Consider the following 18,305-nt stretch of genomic DNA (forward strand, 5'->3'; position numbering starts at 1 on the left):
TTAAAATTATGAACAACGTATATATCATAGACTACGTAAGAACTCCCATTTCAAAACTGCAGGGAGGATTATCAGAAGTTAGAGCAGATGATTTGGCAGCTATCGTGATCAAAGAAGTAGTTTCAAGAAATCCTCAGGTTCCTGTGGAAGAAATTGAAGACGTTATTTTCGGTTGTGCCAATCAGGCGGGAGAAGATAACAGGAATGTTGCAAGAATGGCGCTGTTACTGGCGGGTCTTCCTTATAAAATAGGAGGTGAGACAGTCAACAGATTGTGTGCTTCAGGGATGTCTGCTGTAGCCAATGCATTCCGTTCTATTGCTGCCGGAGAAGGAGAAATTTATATTGCAGGAGGAGTAGAGCATATGACACGTTCTCCTTATGTGATGTCAAAACCAGGCGCAGCTTTTGGAAGAGACAGCCAGATGTTTGATACTACTTTCGGATGGCGTTTCATCAATCCTAAAATGAAAGAAATGTATGGGGTAGACGGTATGGGAGAAACGGCAGAAAACTTAGCGGATATCCACAAGATCAACAGGGAAGATCAGGATAAATTCGCCCTTTGGTCTCAGCAGAAAGCAGCCAAAGCTCAGCAGAGCGGCAGATTGGCAGAAGAAATCGTAAAAGTCGAAATTCCTCAGAGAAAAGGAGACCCGATTGTTTTTGAAAAAGATGAATTCATCAAACCAGCCTCTTCAATGGAAGGATTGGCAAAACTTCGTCCCGCTTTCAGAAAAGAGGGGACAGTAACTGCCGGAAACGCTTCAGGAATGAATGACGGGGCTGCTGCTTTGATTCTGGCGAGTGAAGAAGCCGTTAAAAAATATGGTTTAAAGCCTAAAGCAAAAATCCTGGGATCTTCTGTTGCAGGTGTAGAACCAAGAATCATGGGAATAGGACCTGTAGAAGCAACTCAGAAATTATTAAAGAGACTGAATCTTTCTCTTGAAGATATGGATATCATTGAATTAAACGAAGCATTTGCAGCTCAGGCACTGGCAGTAACCAGAAGCTTAGGTTTAAAAGATGATGACGCAAGAATCAACCCGAACGGTGGTGCTATTGCTATTGGCCATCCACTGGGAGTTTCCGGAGCAAGAATTGTAGGGTCTGCAGCCATAGAACTTCAGAAGCAGGATAAAAAATATGCATTGTGTACCCTTTGTATCGGGGTCGGACAGGGATACGCAATGGTTATTGAACGAGTTTAATTTGAAAATGTGCTGATTTGAGAATTTGAAAATAATATTTCACCCATTTTTAATTTTAAATTAGCACATCATTTTTAACATTTTGCCTTTTCTGAGTGAACATCTTTGCACACGGAAATAGGCAGGAGAATTTTCAAAAACATGGGGAACCTTATGGTAAAAATAATTTTCAAATTCATTCATTCTCAAATTTTCAAATTAAAATTATGAACATCTATTCATACCACGGGATTCGTCCCATTATAAAACCTTCTGCTTACATTCATCCGCAGGCTGTAGTGATCGGGAATGTAGAAATAGGAGAAGAAGTATACATTGGTCCTAATGCGGTCATCCGTGGGGACTGGGGAAAAATTATCATTAAAGACGGAGCCAATGTGCAGGAAAACTGTACCCTCCACGTTTTCCCCAATATAGAAACCATATTGGAAGAATCAGCACACATCGGACACGGCGCGATTATTCATTCCGGACATATCGGAAAAAACTGTCTGATCGGAATGAATGCTGTGGTAATGGACAAAGCCTATATAGGTGACGAAAGCATTGTAGGAGCACTGGCTTTTGTACCAGCCAATTTCAGATGTGAACCAAGAAAACTGGTGGTAGGAAGCCCTGCAAAAGTGATCCGTGATGTATCTGATGAAATGATTCACTGGAAAACAGAAGGAACAAAGTTATATCAGGAGCTGGCAAGGGAAGGAAAAGAAGCTATTCTGCCTTGTGAACCTTTTACAGAATATGTTCAGCAGATCCCAACCAAAATTGTGGATTACAGCATCTGGGATGATATAAAATAAGGGGATGACGGAAAATCTGTCAATTTAAATGAATTTGAATATAATTTTAAAATTTTGAATAACTGCTAATAATCAAACCTAACAGATTTTTAAAGCCCGTTAGGTTTAATAAATTAAATATGATTAAAAAAATTGCACTTGCATGCAGCATAATGTTGGCGGTAGGATGTACACTAACAGCACAGACCGTTGCTACAAAACCGCTTACAATAGGAGAAGTGAGGACCATTAAGTCCAAAACATTAAATGAAGACAGAACACTGAATATTTATCTTCCACAGGGATACGATAAAGCAAAGTCATATCCGGTGATTTATTTATTGGATGGAAGTATGAATGAAGATTTTATTCACGTGACGGGATTAGTACAATTCTTTAATCAGATGTATTCCATGCCGGAAACCATTGTGGTGGGGGTAGCGAATGTAGACAGAAAAAGGGACTTTACTTTTCATACGGATTTAAAAGATTTGCAGAAAGACTATCCTACAACGGGACATTCTGATAAGTTCATTGAATTCATGGAAAAAGAATTAAAACCTTACGTAGAAAGTCAGTTTAAAACGACAGACAAATATCTTTTCGGTCAGTCTTTGGGAGGGCTTTTAGCAACAGAAATTCTTTTGAAAAAACCGGAAATGTTCAATAACTATTTTATCATCAGTCCAAGTTTATGGTGGGATGATGAAAGCCTTTTAAAACAGGCACCTCAATTACTTTCAAAATCACCGGACACCAAAAAGTTTGTCTATGTTTCTGTAGGAAAAGGAGAGCATCCGGTAATGGTAAAAGATGCTGAAGCTTTTTACGATGTTTTGAAAAAAGCAGGAAAGAAAAACTGGACACTGGAGTATAAAATGATGGAAACAGATAACCACGCAACCATTCTTCACAGAAGTTTATATGAAGGATTAGTGAAAATGTTTCCCTATCAGGAGCCGAAATAAATAAGTTCCCGTTGATTAGCATTCTGAAAAAATATTGGATCGTTTTATTAATTCTGATAATCATGATGAATGCTCTCGGGCTCAATCTGGTAAAAGAGTCAACAGGAATTTCAGATGCCTTGGAACATGCTGAATCAGATGAGGTAATTGCTGATCTAAAGCAGAAAGACGATTTATATACATTGTTTATTGAAATGGTCATCATTTTAGACGGTTGGTTAGCACTTTTTATTCCTTATTTGATTATTGGAAACATTATAAACAAGATTAATCTAAGAAAAAAGTAAAAAACTATATGGAAAAGTTAAAAAACTATATCTACGGACAATGGGTGGAAGGTACCGGAAGCGGAATTCCTTTATTCAATGCCGTTACAGGAGAACAGGTAGCTGTTTCCGATACAGAAGGGCTTAATTTTGAACAGGCTCTTGACTACGGTAGAACCGTAGGATATAAAAACCTTTCTTCTATGACTTTCTACGACCGTGGTGAAATGCTCAAAAAAGTAGCGCTTTACCTGTTGGAAAGAAAGAAAAAATACTACGAATTATCTTACAAAACAGGCGCTACCCACGTTGATTCATGGGTGGATATTGAGGGAGGCTTCGGAACTTTCTTTACCTATTCAGGGTTAGCAAAAAGAATGCTTCCCAATACCTCATTCTGGGTAGATGGAGACACTCAGAAAATTTCTGCTAACGGAACTTTCCTGGGAACTCATATCTTAACACCTAGTGAAGGAGTTTCTGTACAGATCAACGCCTACAACTTTCCCGTATGGGGAATGCTGGAAAAACTTTCTACATCACTATTAGCGGGTGTCCCTTCCATTGTAAAACCATCTCCGTTTGGATCTTATCTTACCAATGCGGTATTTCAGGATATGATTGAAAGTGGAATATTACCTGAAGGAGCCGTTCAGTTGGTATGCGGAGAGCCTGGCAATATTTTAGATTATGTTCAGGATGGAGACTCTGTTTTATTTACAGGTTCTGCACACACAGGCAGAAAATTAAAATCTCTACCTTCTATCGCAGGAAATGCAGTCCGTTTTAATATGGAAGCTGATTCTCTGAACTGTTCTATTCTTGGACTGGAAGCAAAACCGGGAACTCCGGAATTTGACTTGTTCATTAAAGAAGTCCGTAACGAAATGACCACGAAAGCAGGACAGAAATGTACAGCAATCAGAAGAATTATCGTTCCGGAGCATTTAATCGGTGACGTTCAGAATGCTTTGTCTAAAGCTTTGGATCAAACGAAAATAGGAAACCCATTAAGCAGAGAAACCAAAATGGGATCTTTGGTGGGAAGACAGCAGTATGAAGAGGTTCTGAGAAAAGTAAATATTCTAAAGTCAGAAACAGAACTGGTTTATGACGGAAAGCACGAGCTGGTAGATGCCAACTACGAAAACGGAGCCTTTATGAGCCCGAAATTATTCCTGAATGACAAGCCTTTCGAAAAAAATATCTCTCACGACGTAGAAGCTTTCGGGCCGGTGTCTACATTAATGCCGTATAAAGATGCTGAAGAAGCAGCTGCACTGGCAAAAAGAGGAAAAGGAAGTCTCGTAGGATCTATTGTTTCTCATGACGAGAATTTTATTGCAGAAACCTCGTGGAAAATGGCTTCCCAACACGGAAGAATCTTTGTATTGAACAGAGATAATGCTAAGGAAAGTACAGGTCATGGTTCACCACTTCCAACGTTGATGCACGGAGGACCCGGTAGAGCAGGCGGAGGGGAAGAAATGGGCGGACTGAGCGGTCTTCATTTCTTCTTGCAGAAAACAGCCATTCAGGGATCACCAGATGTACTGAAAGCAATTACTAAAATTTATCAGCAGGGAGCAGAGAAAAAATTCTCAGACAAACATCCTTTCCAGAAATATTTTGAAGAAATAGAAGTAGGAGACTCGTTGGAAACAGCAGGAAGAACGGTTACTGATGCAGATATCGTCAACTTCTCCAATGTTTCCTGGGATCATTTCTATGCCCATACAGATGCCACAAGTCTGTCAGGTACCATCTTCGATAAAACCGTTGCTCACGGATATTTTATTCTTTCAGCGGCAGCGGGATTATTTGTTTCAGGTAAAAAAGGACCTGTTATTGCAAACTACGGACTGGAAGACTGCAGCTTCTTCAAACCTGTATACGCCGGAGATACCATCACTGTTTATTTAACAGCAAAAGAAAAAATCAACAGAGGCGTAAAAGGAAGAAATATTCCTTCCGGTGTTGTAAAATGGCTGGTTGAAGTAGTAAATCAAAGGGATGAGATCGTTTGCGTAGCAACAATCTTAACCTTGGTAGCAAAACAATCTCCTTTTATCGACCTGAACGTAAAAAATGTTCAGAAAATGCTGAATGGCTTAACGGAAAGTACCCCTGCTCTTTGGGGAAAAATGACTCCACAGCAGATGATAGAACATCTTGAAAAGGCTTTATTGGTGAGCTTTGGTGAGCCTGAGGCAGAAAAGTGTTTCACTCCCGAAGAACATCTTGAAAAATGGCAGGATTCTCTTTATAACCACAGAGCAATGCCCAAAGAATTTACAGCTCCTTTCCTTCCTAAGGATGGCTCCCTTCCGGAACCGGCACACAAAAATCTGGAAGCGGCAAAACAATCATTCATGGATAACCTGAAGAAATTTGTGATCTATTACAAAGAAAATCCACAGGCAGAACACATGAACTACGTTTTCGGAAAACTGAATAAAGAAATGTGGGAGCTGATGCATAAAAAGCATTTTACCCACCATTTCCAGCAGTTTGGATTGATTTAATTCGGCTACATATAAAGAAAAATCCCTTTCATACATTGAGAGGGATTTTTTCTGGACAGCTATCCTTGCGGCTTATTTAAAACTTGGCAAGGATATATTTTAAAATGATTAATTTTAATACTTAAAAGACTTCATGAGTACAACCTTTGCAGACCACATCATCGAATTTAATAAAAATCTCAGTTATAATGGAAAGCTTCCCGAAGGTTTTGAAGTCCTGAATCCCTATCTGGATAATGCTGAAACATTAACGGTAATGCAGAAGTTTTATCATAAATACTATAGCGATTCATCCAAAAGAAAATTTATAATCGGAATTAATCCAAGCCGTCATGGCGCTGGGGTAACCGGAGTTCCTTTTACCGATACAAAAAGACTTGAAAGTGTGTGTGGAATAAAAATGGAGTCTGCATATACCCATGAAGTATCGTCTGTTTTTATGTATGATATGATTGAAGTATATGGAGGTGCAGATCTTTTTTATAAAGATGTTTATATCAATTCTCCATTTCCGCTGGCTATCGTCAGAAAGACAAAAAACGGATGGCTGAATGCTAATTACTATGATGACAAAAATCTTTTTGAAGCGGTGAAAGATTTTATGATCGAATCTCTGAAAAAACACATCAGCCTTAATCTTGATCGATCAGAAGTTTTCGTTCTCGGGAAAAAAAATGCCGACTTTATTTCAAAATTAAACAGAGAGGCAAAACTTTTTGATAAGATGACGGTTCTGGAACATCCACGATACATCCAGCAATATAAATCCAAAGAAAAACAGCTTTATATAGACAAATATATTATAGCATTAAAAAAATAGAATATTGGAGATAAGTATTAAATTGTGCTTATGAATGTTTTCCCTAAAAACACAACTTTTAAATACAACTGGCGAACATACCAGAAGAGAATTTTAGACAATATAGATAATTACCTGCATGATAATCACCTCCATATTTCTGCTCCTCCTGGTTCTGGAAAAACTGTTCTTGGATTGGAAATAATGCTGAGACTTGGTAAGCCAACGTTGATTGTTGCTCCCACATTAGCAATCAAGAACCAATGGATTCAGAGGTTTTGTGAACTTTTTCTAAATATGGAAACTGCTCCTGGGTGGATATCTTCTGATATTAAAAATCCTGGTATTATTACTGTGACAACTTATCAGGGAATTCATTCTGCTTCTGGAGCCGATGAAGAAGTTGAAGATCAAATAAAAAAATCTTCAAAAGTGTCAGTTGCGGAAATCATCAAAAAATTAGCGAAACAAAAAGTTGGTACACTCATTTTGGATGAAGCACATCATTTGAAAAATGCATGGTGGAGAAGCTTGATGGAATTGAAAGATACGATCAATCCTACTGTTGTTGCTCTTACTGCAACGCCACCCTTTGATGTTTCCGGCTCAGATTGGCAAAAATATATTCAGCTAAATGGACCTATCGATGTTGAAATTTCTGTCCCTGAACTTATGATTGAAGGAGATCTTTGTCCTCATCAGGATTTGGTTTACTTTACTTCACCTTCAAAAGAGGAGGAGAAAAAGATTGAATACCATCACCGCCAAGCCACTATATTTTTTGAGGAAATTAAAAGCGATAATAGATTACTTGAAGCAATTGAACAGCATCCGGTATATCTCAATCCCGCTTTTCATTTAGAATGGATTTATGAAAATATATCATCTTATACATCCGGGCTTGTTTATCTTCATTTCAGAGGTAAGGAGATTTTGGATATTCATTTCAATATCATTGGGGATCAGCAAAAATTTGTTCCCGAGTTTGATTTCTTTTGGATGGAGGAACTTCTTGATTTTTACCTGATAATGGATGAGATTAATTTTAAAAAGTATGAAGAGCATCGGACAGATCTTGTAAACAGACTCAGAAGAGCAGGATTTCTTGAGCAAAGGACGGTAAGCTTTTATAATAATAAAAATTTGAATCATATTCTTAACTCAAGTATTGGAAAGCTTCAAGGCATCAAGGAAATTGTAGATTTCGAATTTTCGATTCTTAAAGATGATCTTAGAATGGTAATTCTTACTGACTTTATCAAAAAAGAGTATTTGATTGATAAGGATCATAATGTATTAAGTTTAGATAAAATAGGAGCAGTACCCATATTTGAAAAACTAAGAAGAGAAAATGGACAAAATAAAAAAATAGGCATTCTTACAGGCAGTCTGGTTATTATTCCAGTTAGTGCAAAAAATATATTTGAGCAATTTTGTATTAAAAAGAGTTTATTTGAGGTGTCTTTTTCTTCTCTTTATTATGATGAGAACTATTTGGTCATTAGTCTGACTGAAAAAATAAAGCATGACGTTGTACATATTATTACGGAGATTTTTCAGTCAGGGGAAATTCATATTTTAATTGGGACAAAATCTTTGCTGGGAGAAGGTTGGGATGCTCCTAAAATGAATAGTCTTGTGCTGGCAAGTTTTATAAGCTCTTTTGTACTCTCCAATCAGATGAGAGGAAGAGTTATCAGAACAGATAAAGATAATATAAACAAAACTGGAAATATATGGCATTTGATATGTTTTGATTGTCATGATCATAACGGAGGACAAGACTTTATCAATATGAGGAAAAGATTTAAAACTTTTGTAGGAATCTCGTATAAATCTGCTCCTACCATTGAAAATAATTTTGAACGATTAAATGTTAAAAGCTTAGAAAGTAAAGAAGAATTATTAGAAGTTAATCAAAAATTCTTTGCATGGGCAAAAGATAGAACTTCTCTTATTGAGCGATGGGCGGTTGCTCTTGGCAAGGGAAATATTCTTGTGGAAGAAATAGAAGTTCCTTCAATGAATATGACGGGCATGGAGAAATTGAAAATGGATTATCTTGCTAAAATGAGTGGTAATTTCGCTAAGATAATAGGATCTACCATACTTTTATTCTGGCAAGATCTCCTGCTGGGGCTTCTCCGAAATATTGATGAAATTAATTATATAAAAAGCTTTTCAATACTGGTATCTTTATTAGGCATTGCAGGTCTTATTGTATATGGTGGAAAACTATATAGATCTACAAAACAATATTTAAGATATAAAGATATTGGAAGGCAGTTGAGCTCCCTTGCAGAAGTGGTTTTATACGGCTTGATTCATGAAAAGGTAATCCGCACCCCCATTGATAAACTTAAAATAGTAAGTACGTCGGATAAAAATAAAAATGCCTTTTGTTACTTAAGCGGCGGCAGCCAATATGAAAATACCCATTTTATACAAACTTTACAGGAATTAGTATCGCAGATAGATAATCCAAGATATCTTCTGAAACAAAAAAGAAGCTTATTTTTTTTAAAAAAGATATGTATTATCCAATACCTGATATTTTCGCAAGAAATAAGAGAAGTTCAGAGTTCTTTAAAAAGCTATGGGATAAAATGATTGGGAGATCTGAATTGATTTTTACAAGAACAGTTGAGGGACGAGGAATTTTATTAAAATTGAGATTTCAGTCTTTATTACATAGAAATACAGGAATAGAACACCTAAGTAAATGGACCCGATAAAATGACGAAATCCCTTCCTGAAAAGGGATTTGTCATTCATGAATTAGAATCTTTTATAGAGAATGTGGAACTTATGCAGGATTAGTTTTTAATTACTTTAGCAGATTCCGTTGCTGTTTTAATGATATAAACGCCTTTTGGAAGCTCTGAAATACTGATTTCATTATTTCCTTTCTGGGTTTGTACCGTTTTCAGCGTTTTACCCTCCAGACTGTAGATTTTAGCCTCACCCGCTTTTTCAGTAGTGATAGAAATTGGTCCGTTGGTTGGATTAGGATAAACAGTCAGGTCTTTTTTAATGCTTTTTGCTTCAGAAGTTCCCAATACCAGATTGCTGTCTTTCACCCACGTGAAAGCGTCAAGAGCTACATATCTGAATGATCCGCCAACGGTTAACTGCAATTGATCAATAACGATATTGGAATAATTCTGACCATTTAAGTTGGTAAGGTCAATCAGGGTATATCCGTTTGTAGATCCTAAAGATGTTGCAAAACCGGTAGTTTTTGTTTGGGTAAATTTTGTTACTCCGCTTAGTTTACCGGTTATTGTAAGGGTTCCGCTCACATTCAGGTCCAGATTCAATGCTGAAAGATACATCCAGAACCTGTTTACTTTAAACAAATTGGAAGTGGTCTTAATACTGAACGAAGCAGGAGATTGTGTGTCGTTGGAATTATCAATGTACCTGTTATCATTTGATGTTCCGCTCCAGCCTGTTCCCGGGAAATTTCCCTGAATATCAAAAACGCTTACATGCGAAATGATATTGAATATTACACCATTGTCCGTGAAGCTTGTGCTTCCATTTGATTCCGTTTCAAATTGCTCTGTACTCGTCTGCCCGAATGAAAAAATTGAAATGAGCAGACTACAGATGGTTAAAAAAGTAGTGCTTTTCATGATTTTGGTTTTAAATGTTAGGTTGTATCAATATTAGCTTCTTGGAGGGTAAATACCTTCCACACAGATAATATAATTGAGTCCAAGATAAGGAGGCATGTTATTCACCGGTAAATTTTGCCCTACGTAAGAAATACTTTGTGCATTAATTGCAGTATCAGGATTCGCATTATCTACAAAGCTGGTAACAACATTGAAATCTCTTCCTACCTGGTTTCCTGAAATAGCAATAGATGTCGTAGCACTTGGAGTTGAAGAATTAGCATTTTTATTAGCTACTTTTAATTGAAATCCCGCTCCAATGCTTGGCATATTAGAGGCTAAAAGAGTGTTTTGTGTAGTACCTGCCACTACTCCCAAAGGATAAAATTCGTTGGCATTTACATTTCCGGCTCCTAATGCCATACGCCCCTTTAAATTAGGTAAAGCGAAAGTTGTAATACCGTCTCCGCCGTATGTTGTTCCTAAAATTGAGAATAAAGCAGAATTTCTTGAAATAGCTAGTAAGCTTCCGTCACAAAACATCCAGCCTCTGGGTGCGAAATTTCCTGCAAATAATTTTACGATTCCAATGTACTCGTCCATGATAATAAGGTTTTTTTAGTTTTAAATTTTCTTACTCTCTTATAGGCTTTTCAGATACCACCTTTTTGTTATGAATTCTTAGACCAAAGGAACGATTAATGAGAATGGGGTACTAGAGTAGAAAATACCAAATTGCAGACTCCGTATTTCTACGTAAAGAATCTCTTGTTGGGGAATATTTTAAAGGAAAAATCTTCTTTAAGTTTCTCTGAAAGAGCGGTATTTCGTATTTTTGTAAGAATCCAATAAAAATAAAATGAGCGAATTTGTAGCATCAGAAATTAAAAATAATATTGCCGAAATTACTTTCGGAACTCCAAAAAGCAACTCCCTTCCCGGGGCAATTCTGGAGAAGCTGGCAGAAACAATCCTTAACGAAGGAGCAAAAGGTGAAGTAAAAGCTATTTTGGTGAAAAGCGAAGGAGAAAAAGCATTCTGCGCAGGAGCAAGCTTTGATGAGCTTTTAGCGATTGAAGAGCTGGAAGCTTCCACGCAGTTTTTCGGTGGCTTTGCTAAAGTTTTAAATGCCATGAGAAACTGTGGGAAAATTGTAGTTGTAAGAGTTCAGGGAAAAACAACAGGAGGGGGAGTAGGAATTGCCTGCGGAGCTGACTATTGTTTTGCTACCAAAGATTCCGCTTTAGCGCTTACAGAGATTAATCTCGGAATAGGACCTTTTGTAATAGGGCCTTATGTAGAAAGAAAAATAGGAAAGTCACAATTCTCTGCAATGGCTATTGATGCAGACTTCCGATCTGCCGAATGGGCAGAGCAGCACAATATTTACCACTCCGTTTCAGAGACTATTCAGGAAATGGATGAGAAACTGGAACAATTTTTACAGACGCTGGCTTCGAGAAGCAGCGATGCTTTAGCCTTAATTAAAAAGGTTTCATGGGAAGGCACAGATCATTTTAACGAACTAATGCCTGCCAGAATCCATATGAGTGCAAGTCTTATTCTTGAAGATTCTGCCAAGAAAAATATTGAATCTATAAAAGAAAAGCTGAGAGCAAAATAATATTCATTTTAAAGAACAAAATTTTATTCTAAAGAGCCATCCGGGGAACAGCTGTTTCTCCGGTTTTTTTATGCTTTTTGGCTGTATAAAACCCTGCCGGCAATAATTTTCAATGTTTGAATTGATTTATTTTAACTTTTTTACCTATAATCATGTGTTTATATTAATTAAATATGCTTTTATATTAAATATTTATACTTTTTTAACTGTTTTTATAATATTTGATACTATTTAAAAATCTTATTTAACTCAATTTTAACATATTTTTTTAACGAATAGTATTTAATTGGTTAAAATTTTTAATCAATTGGATTTAATTAATTAAAATGCGTGTTTTGTTGTAATTTTAATAGTTTTTATTACATATATTTGCATTCATACTGTTAAAATATGTTAAATATGAAAATGAAATTAATGTTGAGCACTGCTGTGCTGTTCTTCGTAGGAGGACATCTGGTGGAGGCTCAAAAGACAAAACGTGACACCATACCACAGGATACTAAGATTGACGAAATCGTTGTTGTAGCGTATGGAAGCCAGAAAAGAGAAACAATGGTAGGTTCCAATACCGAAGTAAAAGCCAAACAATTTGCAGACCGCCCGATAACGAGTATCGGACAAGCTTTAGACGGAGCCAGTGCTGGTGTTAAGGTGAGTACCGGAACGGGACAGCCTGGAAGTTCACCAAGTATCCAAATCCGTGGGATTGGTTCTTATGGTATTTCAACTTCACCATTGTATGTGGTGGATGGAACTATATACACCGGATCTCTGGCAGCGATTAATCCTAATGATATTGCATCATTTAATATTCTGAAAGATGCTGCTTCTACCTCATTGTACGGTTCTGCAGCAGCTAATGGTGTGGTTTTGATTACTACAAAATCCGGTAGAAAAGGAAAAGATGCCTTTAACTTCAGTATGAGTACCGGAGCCGTTGGGAGATCTATTCCTGAATATGACAGAGTAAATGTTTATCAGTATTATCCTCTTGTTTGGGAATCAATTAGAAATGGCAGAATGACCTCGGTGCCTGGTACAACAATGGCTGATGCTAATGCATATGCTACAGCGCAGTTAATATCAGGAGTTCTGAAAACCAATGTTTTTAATGTGCCCGATAATCAATTGGTGGTTAACGGAGTTTTAAACCCTGATGCAAAACTCAAATATACAGATTTAGATTGGCAGAAACCTTTGATGAATACAGGTTTCAGACAGAATTATGAGCTGAATTACAGTGGAGGAAGCAATACCACAACTTATTTTTCTTCAGTAGGTTATACCAATGAAACCGGATATCTTATCAAATCAGATTTTGAGAGATTTACCGCAAGATTGAAAGTAGATTCACAGGTAAAAAGCTGGTTAAAATTGGGAACAAGTATCAGTGGAGTCTCTTCAAACGGGAATAATTCCGTAGATGGAGCTGATAATAATTCTGCATATATCAACCCATACAGATGGACCAGAACAATGGGGCCTATTTACAGCCCTTATGCTCATGATCCTACTACATTTGCAACCCTTTACGATAAAGCAGGAAACATTGTTTATGATGCAGGCAGTGCCAGGGGAGCTGATGCTGCGGCGGGAAGAAACGTAATTCAGGAAACACTTTTAAATAAAGATCTTTCTAAAAACTATTATATCATATCAAGAGCCTATGCTGAAATCAAGGTAGATCCTTACCTTACTTTATCCACAAATGCAGGATATGATATCAGAAATAACAGAAGGAGCACTTACGGGAATAAAATTATAGGAGATGCCGCTCCAGGCGGATCAGCTGAGAAATACAGCTTTACGGAGCAGACCTTTACATGGAACCAACTCCTGAATTATAAGAGAAAATTTGGTGAGCATAATTTTGAATTCCTTTTAGGACATGAAAATTATAAGTATATGTACGAATACCTGTATGGGTATAAAAAAGGTCAGATTGTAGATGATAATGATGAACTGGTGAACTTTGTAACACCTTCTTCTTTAACCTCACGTACAGATAATTACAGAAAAGAAGGGGTTTTTTCACGACTGAATTATGATTATAAATCCAAATACTTACTCTCAGGATCTATCCGCTGGGATGGCTCGTCAAGATTTGATAAAGATGTAAGATGGGATTCATTCTGGTCTCTTGGTGCCGGTTGGAGATTGAAAGGCGAGGAGTTTCTGAGTAATTCTAATCTCATCAGTGAATTAAAACTGAGAGGTTCTTACGGAGAAGTTGGAAACGATGGTACAAATAGTTATTATATGTACAAGAGTACGTACACCTTAGGATATAATAATGCGCAGGAGCCTGGAATCTTATTTGGATTTTTGGCAGATCCTACAATTACCTGGGAGGCCAACAAACAAACGGATGTAGGTATTGATTTTGGATTTCTGAATAACAGAATTACAGGATCGGTAGAATATTATAACAGAGTGACTGAAGACTTGATTTTCCCAGTTCCTCTTCCGGTTTCTGCAGGTGTTCCGGATAATACGATCAGTAGAAATGTGGGAACAATGTATAACCGCGGATTCGAATTCAGTATTAATGCAGATGTTATTAAAACCCAAAACTTCACTTGGAATATCAATGCGAACGCATCTACACTTAAGAACCAGATCACAGAACTTTCTAATGGCATAACGGAAATTATCAATGGAACCAAGAAGATTTCTGTAGGACATTCAATATATGATTATTGGTTGAGACAATGGTATGGGGTAGATCCTGCAGATGGATCTCCTTTATTCCTGGCAGCAGACGCTTATGCTAATACAACAGCGGCAGATATCAGAACTGTGAATGGGCAAAAGGTGACCACTAACTTTAATAAAGCTAAATATGACTATTCGGGAACAGCAATTCCGGACCTGTTCGGAAGCTTTGGAACATCCATTACGTATAAACAATGGTCTTTATCTGCATTGTTTACCTATCAGTTAGGCGGAAAAACATACGATTCTAACTATGCCGCCTTGATGTCAAGCTACTCACAGGGTGGAGCTTTAAGTACAGATATTCTGGACAGATGGACCACTCCGGGGCAGATTACTGACGTTCCTGCATTGAATTCATCAACATACACAAGCTCAAATGCCGGAAACTCTTCAAGATGGCTGGTGAGTTCGGATTTCCTTACCTTTAGACAGGCAACATTAAGTTACAGTTTCAGTCCTGAAACCTTATCCCAGCTTGGAGTGTCCGGATTAAGAATTCTGGTTTCCGGGGAGAATATATGGAGTAAAACGGCAAGAAAAGGACTGGAGCCATCACAGGCTTTTAACGGTACCGCATCAAACAGATATACTCCGGCGAGAGTAGTGACTATTGGATTTAATGTATCTTTTTAAACAACTAATTATGAGAAATATCGCAAAACAATATATAAAATGGGCTGTTGTTCTTTCAGTCCTTACAGGAATGACTTCATGTCAGAGTGATTATCTGGAGACCGATCCTACCACTGCGGCTTCGGAAGAAGCAGCGTATTCAAGTGCCTCCAACCTTATGGCCATTGTCAATGGAATGCACAGAGATATGTATTACAGACAGAATGATAGCCAGGGGCAGAATGGTCAGGGCGGAATCATGATTATGATGGATGCTTTAGGCGATGATCTTGTTTTTCCATCTACAGGAAATAACTGGTATATCTCAACGGTAAGATGGCAGGATCAGGTAAATGAGAGCGGATCAAATGACTTTTATCCTTATCAGTTTTATTATGCATTGATCAGAAATGCAAATCTCGTTATAGCTAATGGACCTTCAGTTCCTGCTCCTACAGCAGCGGATGCTGCTACGATTAAAACAGCCATCGGTGAAGCTTACGCATTCAGAGCATTCTGTTATTATATGCTGGTTCAGATCTATGGTAAAAGATATGTACCTGGAACAAACAATACCCAGCTTGGTGTTCCCATCAGATTGGTTGCTAATGAAATTCCTTTGGCAAGAAATACGGTTGAGGAAGTATACACCCAGATCAATAACGATCTTAATGAAGCTGCAACAAGGCTTGCCGGAGTTACCAGAGCTACAAAATCGCACTTCAATGACAAAGTGGTTTTAGGATTAAAAGCAAGAATCGCATTAACGCAGGGGAATTATGCAGCCGCAGCCGCAGCCGCTCAGTCTGCCCGTGCAGGATTTGCTCTTATGGATAATGCGACCTATACTGCCGGCTTTAATAATCTGGCAGGGGTAGGAGAATGGATGTGGGGAGCTACCATTATAGCAGATCAGGGAGATACGTTTTCCAACTTTGGAGCGTATATGTCCAGAAACTTTAACTCTACCAATATTCGTCAGGCTCCAAAAGCCATTAACAGCAAATTATTCCTGTTATTCCCATCTACAGATGTAAGAACAAAGAATTTTGATCCAACAGGAGCGCATACTTCACTTGCTCTACCTTCAACGTATGCTAAATTCCCTTATACAGGGCAAAAATTCCTTGCTGCAAGCCAGGCAGACAGTAGAGTAGATGTTCCTTATATGAGATCTGCAGAAATGTATCTTATTGAAGCAGAAGCGTTGGCAAGATCAGGAGACGAAGCTGGTTCAAAAGCAGTATTCAATGTATTTGCAAAGAACAGAAACCCTTCTTATGCCGGAGCTACTACAACAGGAGCGGCTTACATTACAGAAATTCTTAACAGCAGAAGACTGGAATTCTGGGGCGAAGGCTTTAGATTCCTGGATCTGAAGAGACTGAATCAGGGGCTGGACAGAACGGGAGCTAACCATTCTTCTGTAGTAACCAATAACGTGATGACAGTTGCGAACACAGATCTACGTTGGGAATTCCTTATCCCAAGATCTGAAATCAATGCAAACCCACTCATTGTTCAGAATCCTCTATAAAACAACACGTACAGATTTTAATATATGATAGAGAACCCGGCTGCTGGCAGGGTTCTCTTTTTATTTCTGTAAGCAGGCGATGAGGTTCAGCAGAAAATATCTGAAATTTTAAAATAAATAATTGGCAGTTTGAAAATAAATTATAACTTTGTAATTCAAAGTTCTTTTTATGGATTCAAAAAACTATCACGAAGACTTATCCCACATCCGTTCTATGATGGAACGCTCTTCCAGATTTATTTCTCTAAGCGGCTTGTCCGGAGTTGTTGCGGGCTTAGCGGCAATTATTGGAGCGGTGTATGTATATTTTGTTTTTCAAAGAGAAGGAATCAGCTATTTTGATGGGGACCGGAATATTCTGGGACCAGCCTTGGTTAAAGAACTTGTCGTGATCGGAATTACTATTCTGGCTGTTGCTGTTCTTAGCGGGTATATTTTTACCGCCCATAAAAGTAAAAAGAAAGGTTTGAAGATCTGGGATGCTACAACAAAGCGACTTTTGATTACCTTTGCAGTGCCTTTAATCGCAGGAGGAATCTTCTGCCTGGCACTCCTTTATCATCATCTTTTTGTTTTCATTGCTCCGGCTACCCTTATTTTTTACGGATTGGCTCTGGTAGCTGCAGAACGATATACCTTAACCGATGTAAAGTATTTGGGATATCTTGAAATTGTTTTAGGACTTATTTCTTTATTCTTTTTAGGATGGGGATTGCTGTTTTGGGCAGTTGGCTTCGGAGTTTTGCATATTGTATACGGATTGATCATGCATAAGAAGTACAGGTAATAGATCGCATGTGATTTTGCTGGCAGAATCAGAAGAATAAGCGTACCAATAGCTTTTAGCACTGGTCGCTGAATTAATAATATAAAGTAAAATGATCAACATCAATCAGCTCAATAAAGAATTCGAAAGCCGGGTAAGACTGGGAATTATGTCCGTTCTTATGGTCAACGACTGGGTTGATTTTTCTGAAATGAAAAACCTGCTCGAAATTACAGACGGAAATCTGGCCAGCCACAGCAACGCACTGGAAAAAGCAGGATATATAGAAGTGAAAAAAGAATTCGTAGGGAAAAAACCTAAAACCTCTTACCGTGTTACACAAAACGGAAGACAGGCATTTACGGAACATTTGGATGCACTTGAAAAGCTGTTGGGACGGTAGTCCTATATTTTTTTGAAAATTAACTTTGAATTGCAAAGTACTTTATAATTTAAATCTAATAAAATGATGACACAAAAACAAAAAACACTTATCATTTATGCCCTTCCGCTGGCATTACTCAGTATTCCATTGGTTGGAAATCTCATTTCAAACGAAGTGAACTGGTCCGCATCAGATTTTCTGATTGCAGGAGTCTTGCTTTTTACAACAGCTTTTCTCGTCAATCTGGTTAGAAACGGAATAAAGAAACAGAGTCAGAAAGTCTTGTTTACTATTTTCATTTTACTGGCTCTCGCATTAATCTGGCTCGAACTGGCAGTAGGGATTTTCGGAAGCCCATTTGCGGGAAGCTAAAATTAAGTTTGCTATTAATTCTAAAATAATAATGATGAAAGATTCGGAAATAATAAATCTAGGCAAGACTGTATTCGGAATATTTTTTTCAGTGGGAACTCTCTGCCTCTTAGGAGCACT

The 18,305-nt window shown here is 37.8% G+C and carries 15 protein-coding genes; 13 read left to right on the forward strand and 2 right to left on the reverse strand.

All coding sequences use genetic code 11. The features are described 5' to 3' along the window. Positions 1-8: 8 nt before the first annotated feature. From pcaF to BLW74_RS20850, 7 genes are all read left to right on the forward strand, one after another. Positions 9-1,214: a 3-oxoadipyl-CoA thiolase gene (pcaF, locus tag BLW74_RS20820; protein WP_089696373.1), complete on the forward strand. Its 1,206-nt coding sequence runs from the start codon at positions 9-11 to the stop codon at positions 1,212-1,214. Between the two features lie 206 nt (positions 1,215-1,420). Continuing rightward, the gene (locus tag BLW74_RS20825) at positions 1,421-2,014 is read left to right on the forward strand and encodes an acyltransferase (RefSeq protein WP_089696523.1); all 594 of its coding nucleotides are present in this window, start codon (positions 1,421-1,423) and stop codon (positions 2,012-2,014) included. Positions 2,015-2,133: 119 nt separating this feature from the next. Then, positions 2,134-2,961 (forward strand): alpha/beta hydrolase, encoded by an 828-nt coding sequence (locus BLW74_RS20830; protein WP_089696376.1) that lies wholly within the window; start codon positions 2,134-2,136, stop codon positions 2,959-2,961. Positions 2,962-3,023: 62 nt separating this feature from the next. Continuing rightward, complete coding sequence (locus BLW74_RS20835) at positions 3,024-3,248, forward strand: hypothetical protein (RefSeq protein WP_089696379.1); 225 nt, start codon at positions 3,024-3,026, stop codon at positions 3,246-3,248. 8 nt (positions 3,249-3,256) lie between these two features. Then, positions 3,257-5,752 carry a phenylacetic acid degradation bifunctional protein PaaZ gene (gene paaZ, locus BLW74_RS20840; RefSeq protein WP_089696382.1) on the forward strand — a complete coding sequence of 832 codons (2,496 nt, stop codon included), beginning with the start codon at positions 3,257-3,259 and terminating at the stop codon, positions 5,750-5,752. A 133-nt stretch (positions 5,753-5,885) separates the two neighbouring features. Beyond that, entirely contained in the window at positions 5,886-6,572 is a 687-nt protein-coding gene (locus BLW74_RS20845) for an SMUG2 DNA glycosylase family protein (protein ID WP_089696384.1), read from the forward strand. A 30-nt stretch (positions 6,573-6,602) separates the two neighbouring features. Beyond that, positions 6,603-9,161 (forward strand): DEAD/DEAH box helicase family protein, encoded by a 2,559-nt coding sequence (locus BLW74_RS20850; protein ID WP_089696386.1) that lies wholly within the window; start codon positions 6,603-6,605, stop codon positions 9,159-9,161. A gap of 206 nt (positions 9,162-9,367) precedes the next feature. Here BLW74_RS20850 and BLW74_RS20855 read toward each other — a convergent pair whose 3' ends face one another. Both BLW74_RS20855 and BLW74_RS20860 read right to left on the reverse strand, forming a co-directional pair. Next, positions 9,368-10,189 (reverse strand): T9SS type A sorting domain-containing protein, encoded by an 822-nt coding sequence (locus BLW74_RS20855; RefSeq protein ID WP_089696389.1) that lies wholly within the window; start codon positions 10,187-10,189, stop codon positions 9,368-9,370. Between the two features lie 33 nt (positions 10,190-10,222). Beyond that, positions 10,223-10,774 carry a phage tail protein gene (locus BLW74_RS20860; protein WP_089696392.1) on the reverse strand — a complete coding sequence of 184 codons (552 nt, stop codon included), beginning with the start codon at positions 10,772-10,774 and terminating at the stop codon, positions 10,223-10,225. A gap of 256 nt (positions 10,775-11,030) precedes the next feature. Here BLW74_RS20860 and BLW74_RS20865 point away from each other — a divergent pair, with 256 nt between their 5' ends. The 6 genes from BLW74_RS20865 to BLW74_RS20890 all read left to right on the forward strand — a co-directional run bounded on the left by BLW74_RS20865 (position 11,031) and on the right by BLW74_RS20890 (position 18,185). Further along, positions 11,031-11,795: an enoyl-CoA hydratase/isomerase family protein gene (locus tag BLW74_RS20865; protein ID WP_089696396.1), complete on the forward strand. Its 765-nt coding sequence runs from the start codon at positions 11,031-11,033 to the stop codon at positions 11,793-11,795. Between the two features lie 399 nt (positions 11,796-12,194). Further along, positions 12,195-15,146, forward strand: coding sequence for a SusC/RagA family TonB-linked outer membrane protein (locus BLW74_RS20870; RefSeq protein WP_228424996.1), 2,952 nt, complete (start codon positions 12,195-12,197; stop codon positions 15,144-15,146). Between the two features lie 10 nt (positions 15,147-15,156). Then, positions 15,157-16,662, forward strand: a complete 1,506-nt coding sequence (locus BLW74_RS20875; protein WP_089696402.1) for a RagB/SusD family nutrient uptake outer membrane protein — start codon at positions 15,157-15,159, stop codon at positions 16,660-16,662. A 169-nt stretch (positions 16,663-16,831) separates the two neighbouring features. After that, positions 16,832-17,449: a hypothetical protein gene (locus BLW74_RS20880; RefSeq protein WP_089696405.1), complete on the forward strand. Its 618-nt coding sequence runs from the start codon at positions 16,832-16,834 to the stop codon at positions 17,447-17,449. Positions 17,450-17,540: 91 nt separating this feature from the next. Then, positions 17,541-17,831, forward strand: a complete 291-nt coding sequence (locus BLW74_RS20885) for a winged helix-turn-helix domain-containing protein (RefSeq protein ID WP_089696408.1) — start codon at positions 17,541-17,543, stop codon at positions 17,829-17,831. 63 nt (positions 17,832-17,894) lie between these two features. After that, positions 17,895-18,185 (forward strand): hypothetical protein, encoded by a 291-nt coding sequence (locus tag BLW74_RS20890; RefSeq protein ID WP_089696411.1) that lies wholly within the window; start codon positions 17,895-17,897, stop codon positions 18,183-18,185. Positions 18,186-18,305 lie beyond the last annotated feature (120 nt).

The organism is Chryseobacterium culicis, from assembly GCF_900108365.1.
Classification (GTDB): Bacteria; Bacteroidota; Bacteroidia; order Flavobacteriales; family Weeksellaceae; genus Chryseobacterium; species Chryseobacterium culicis.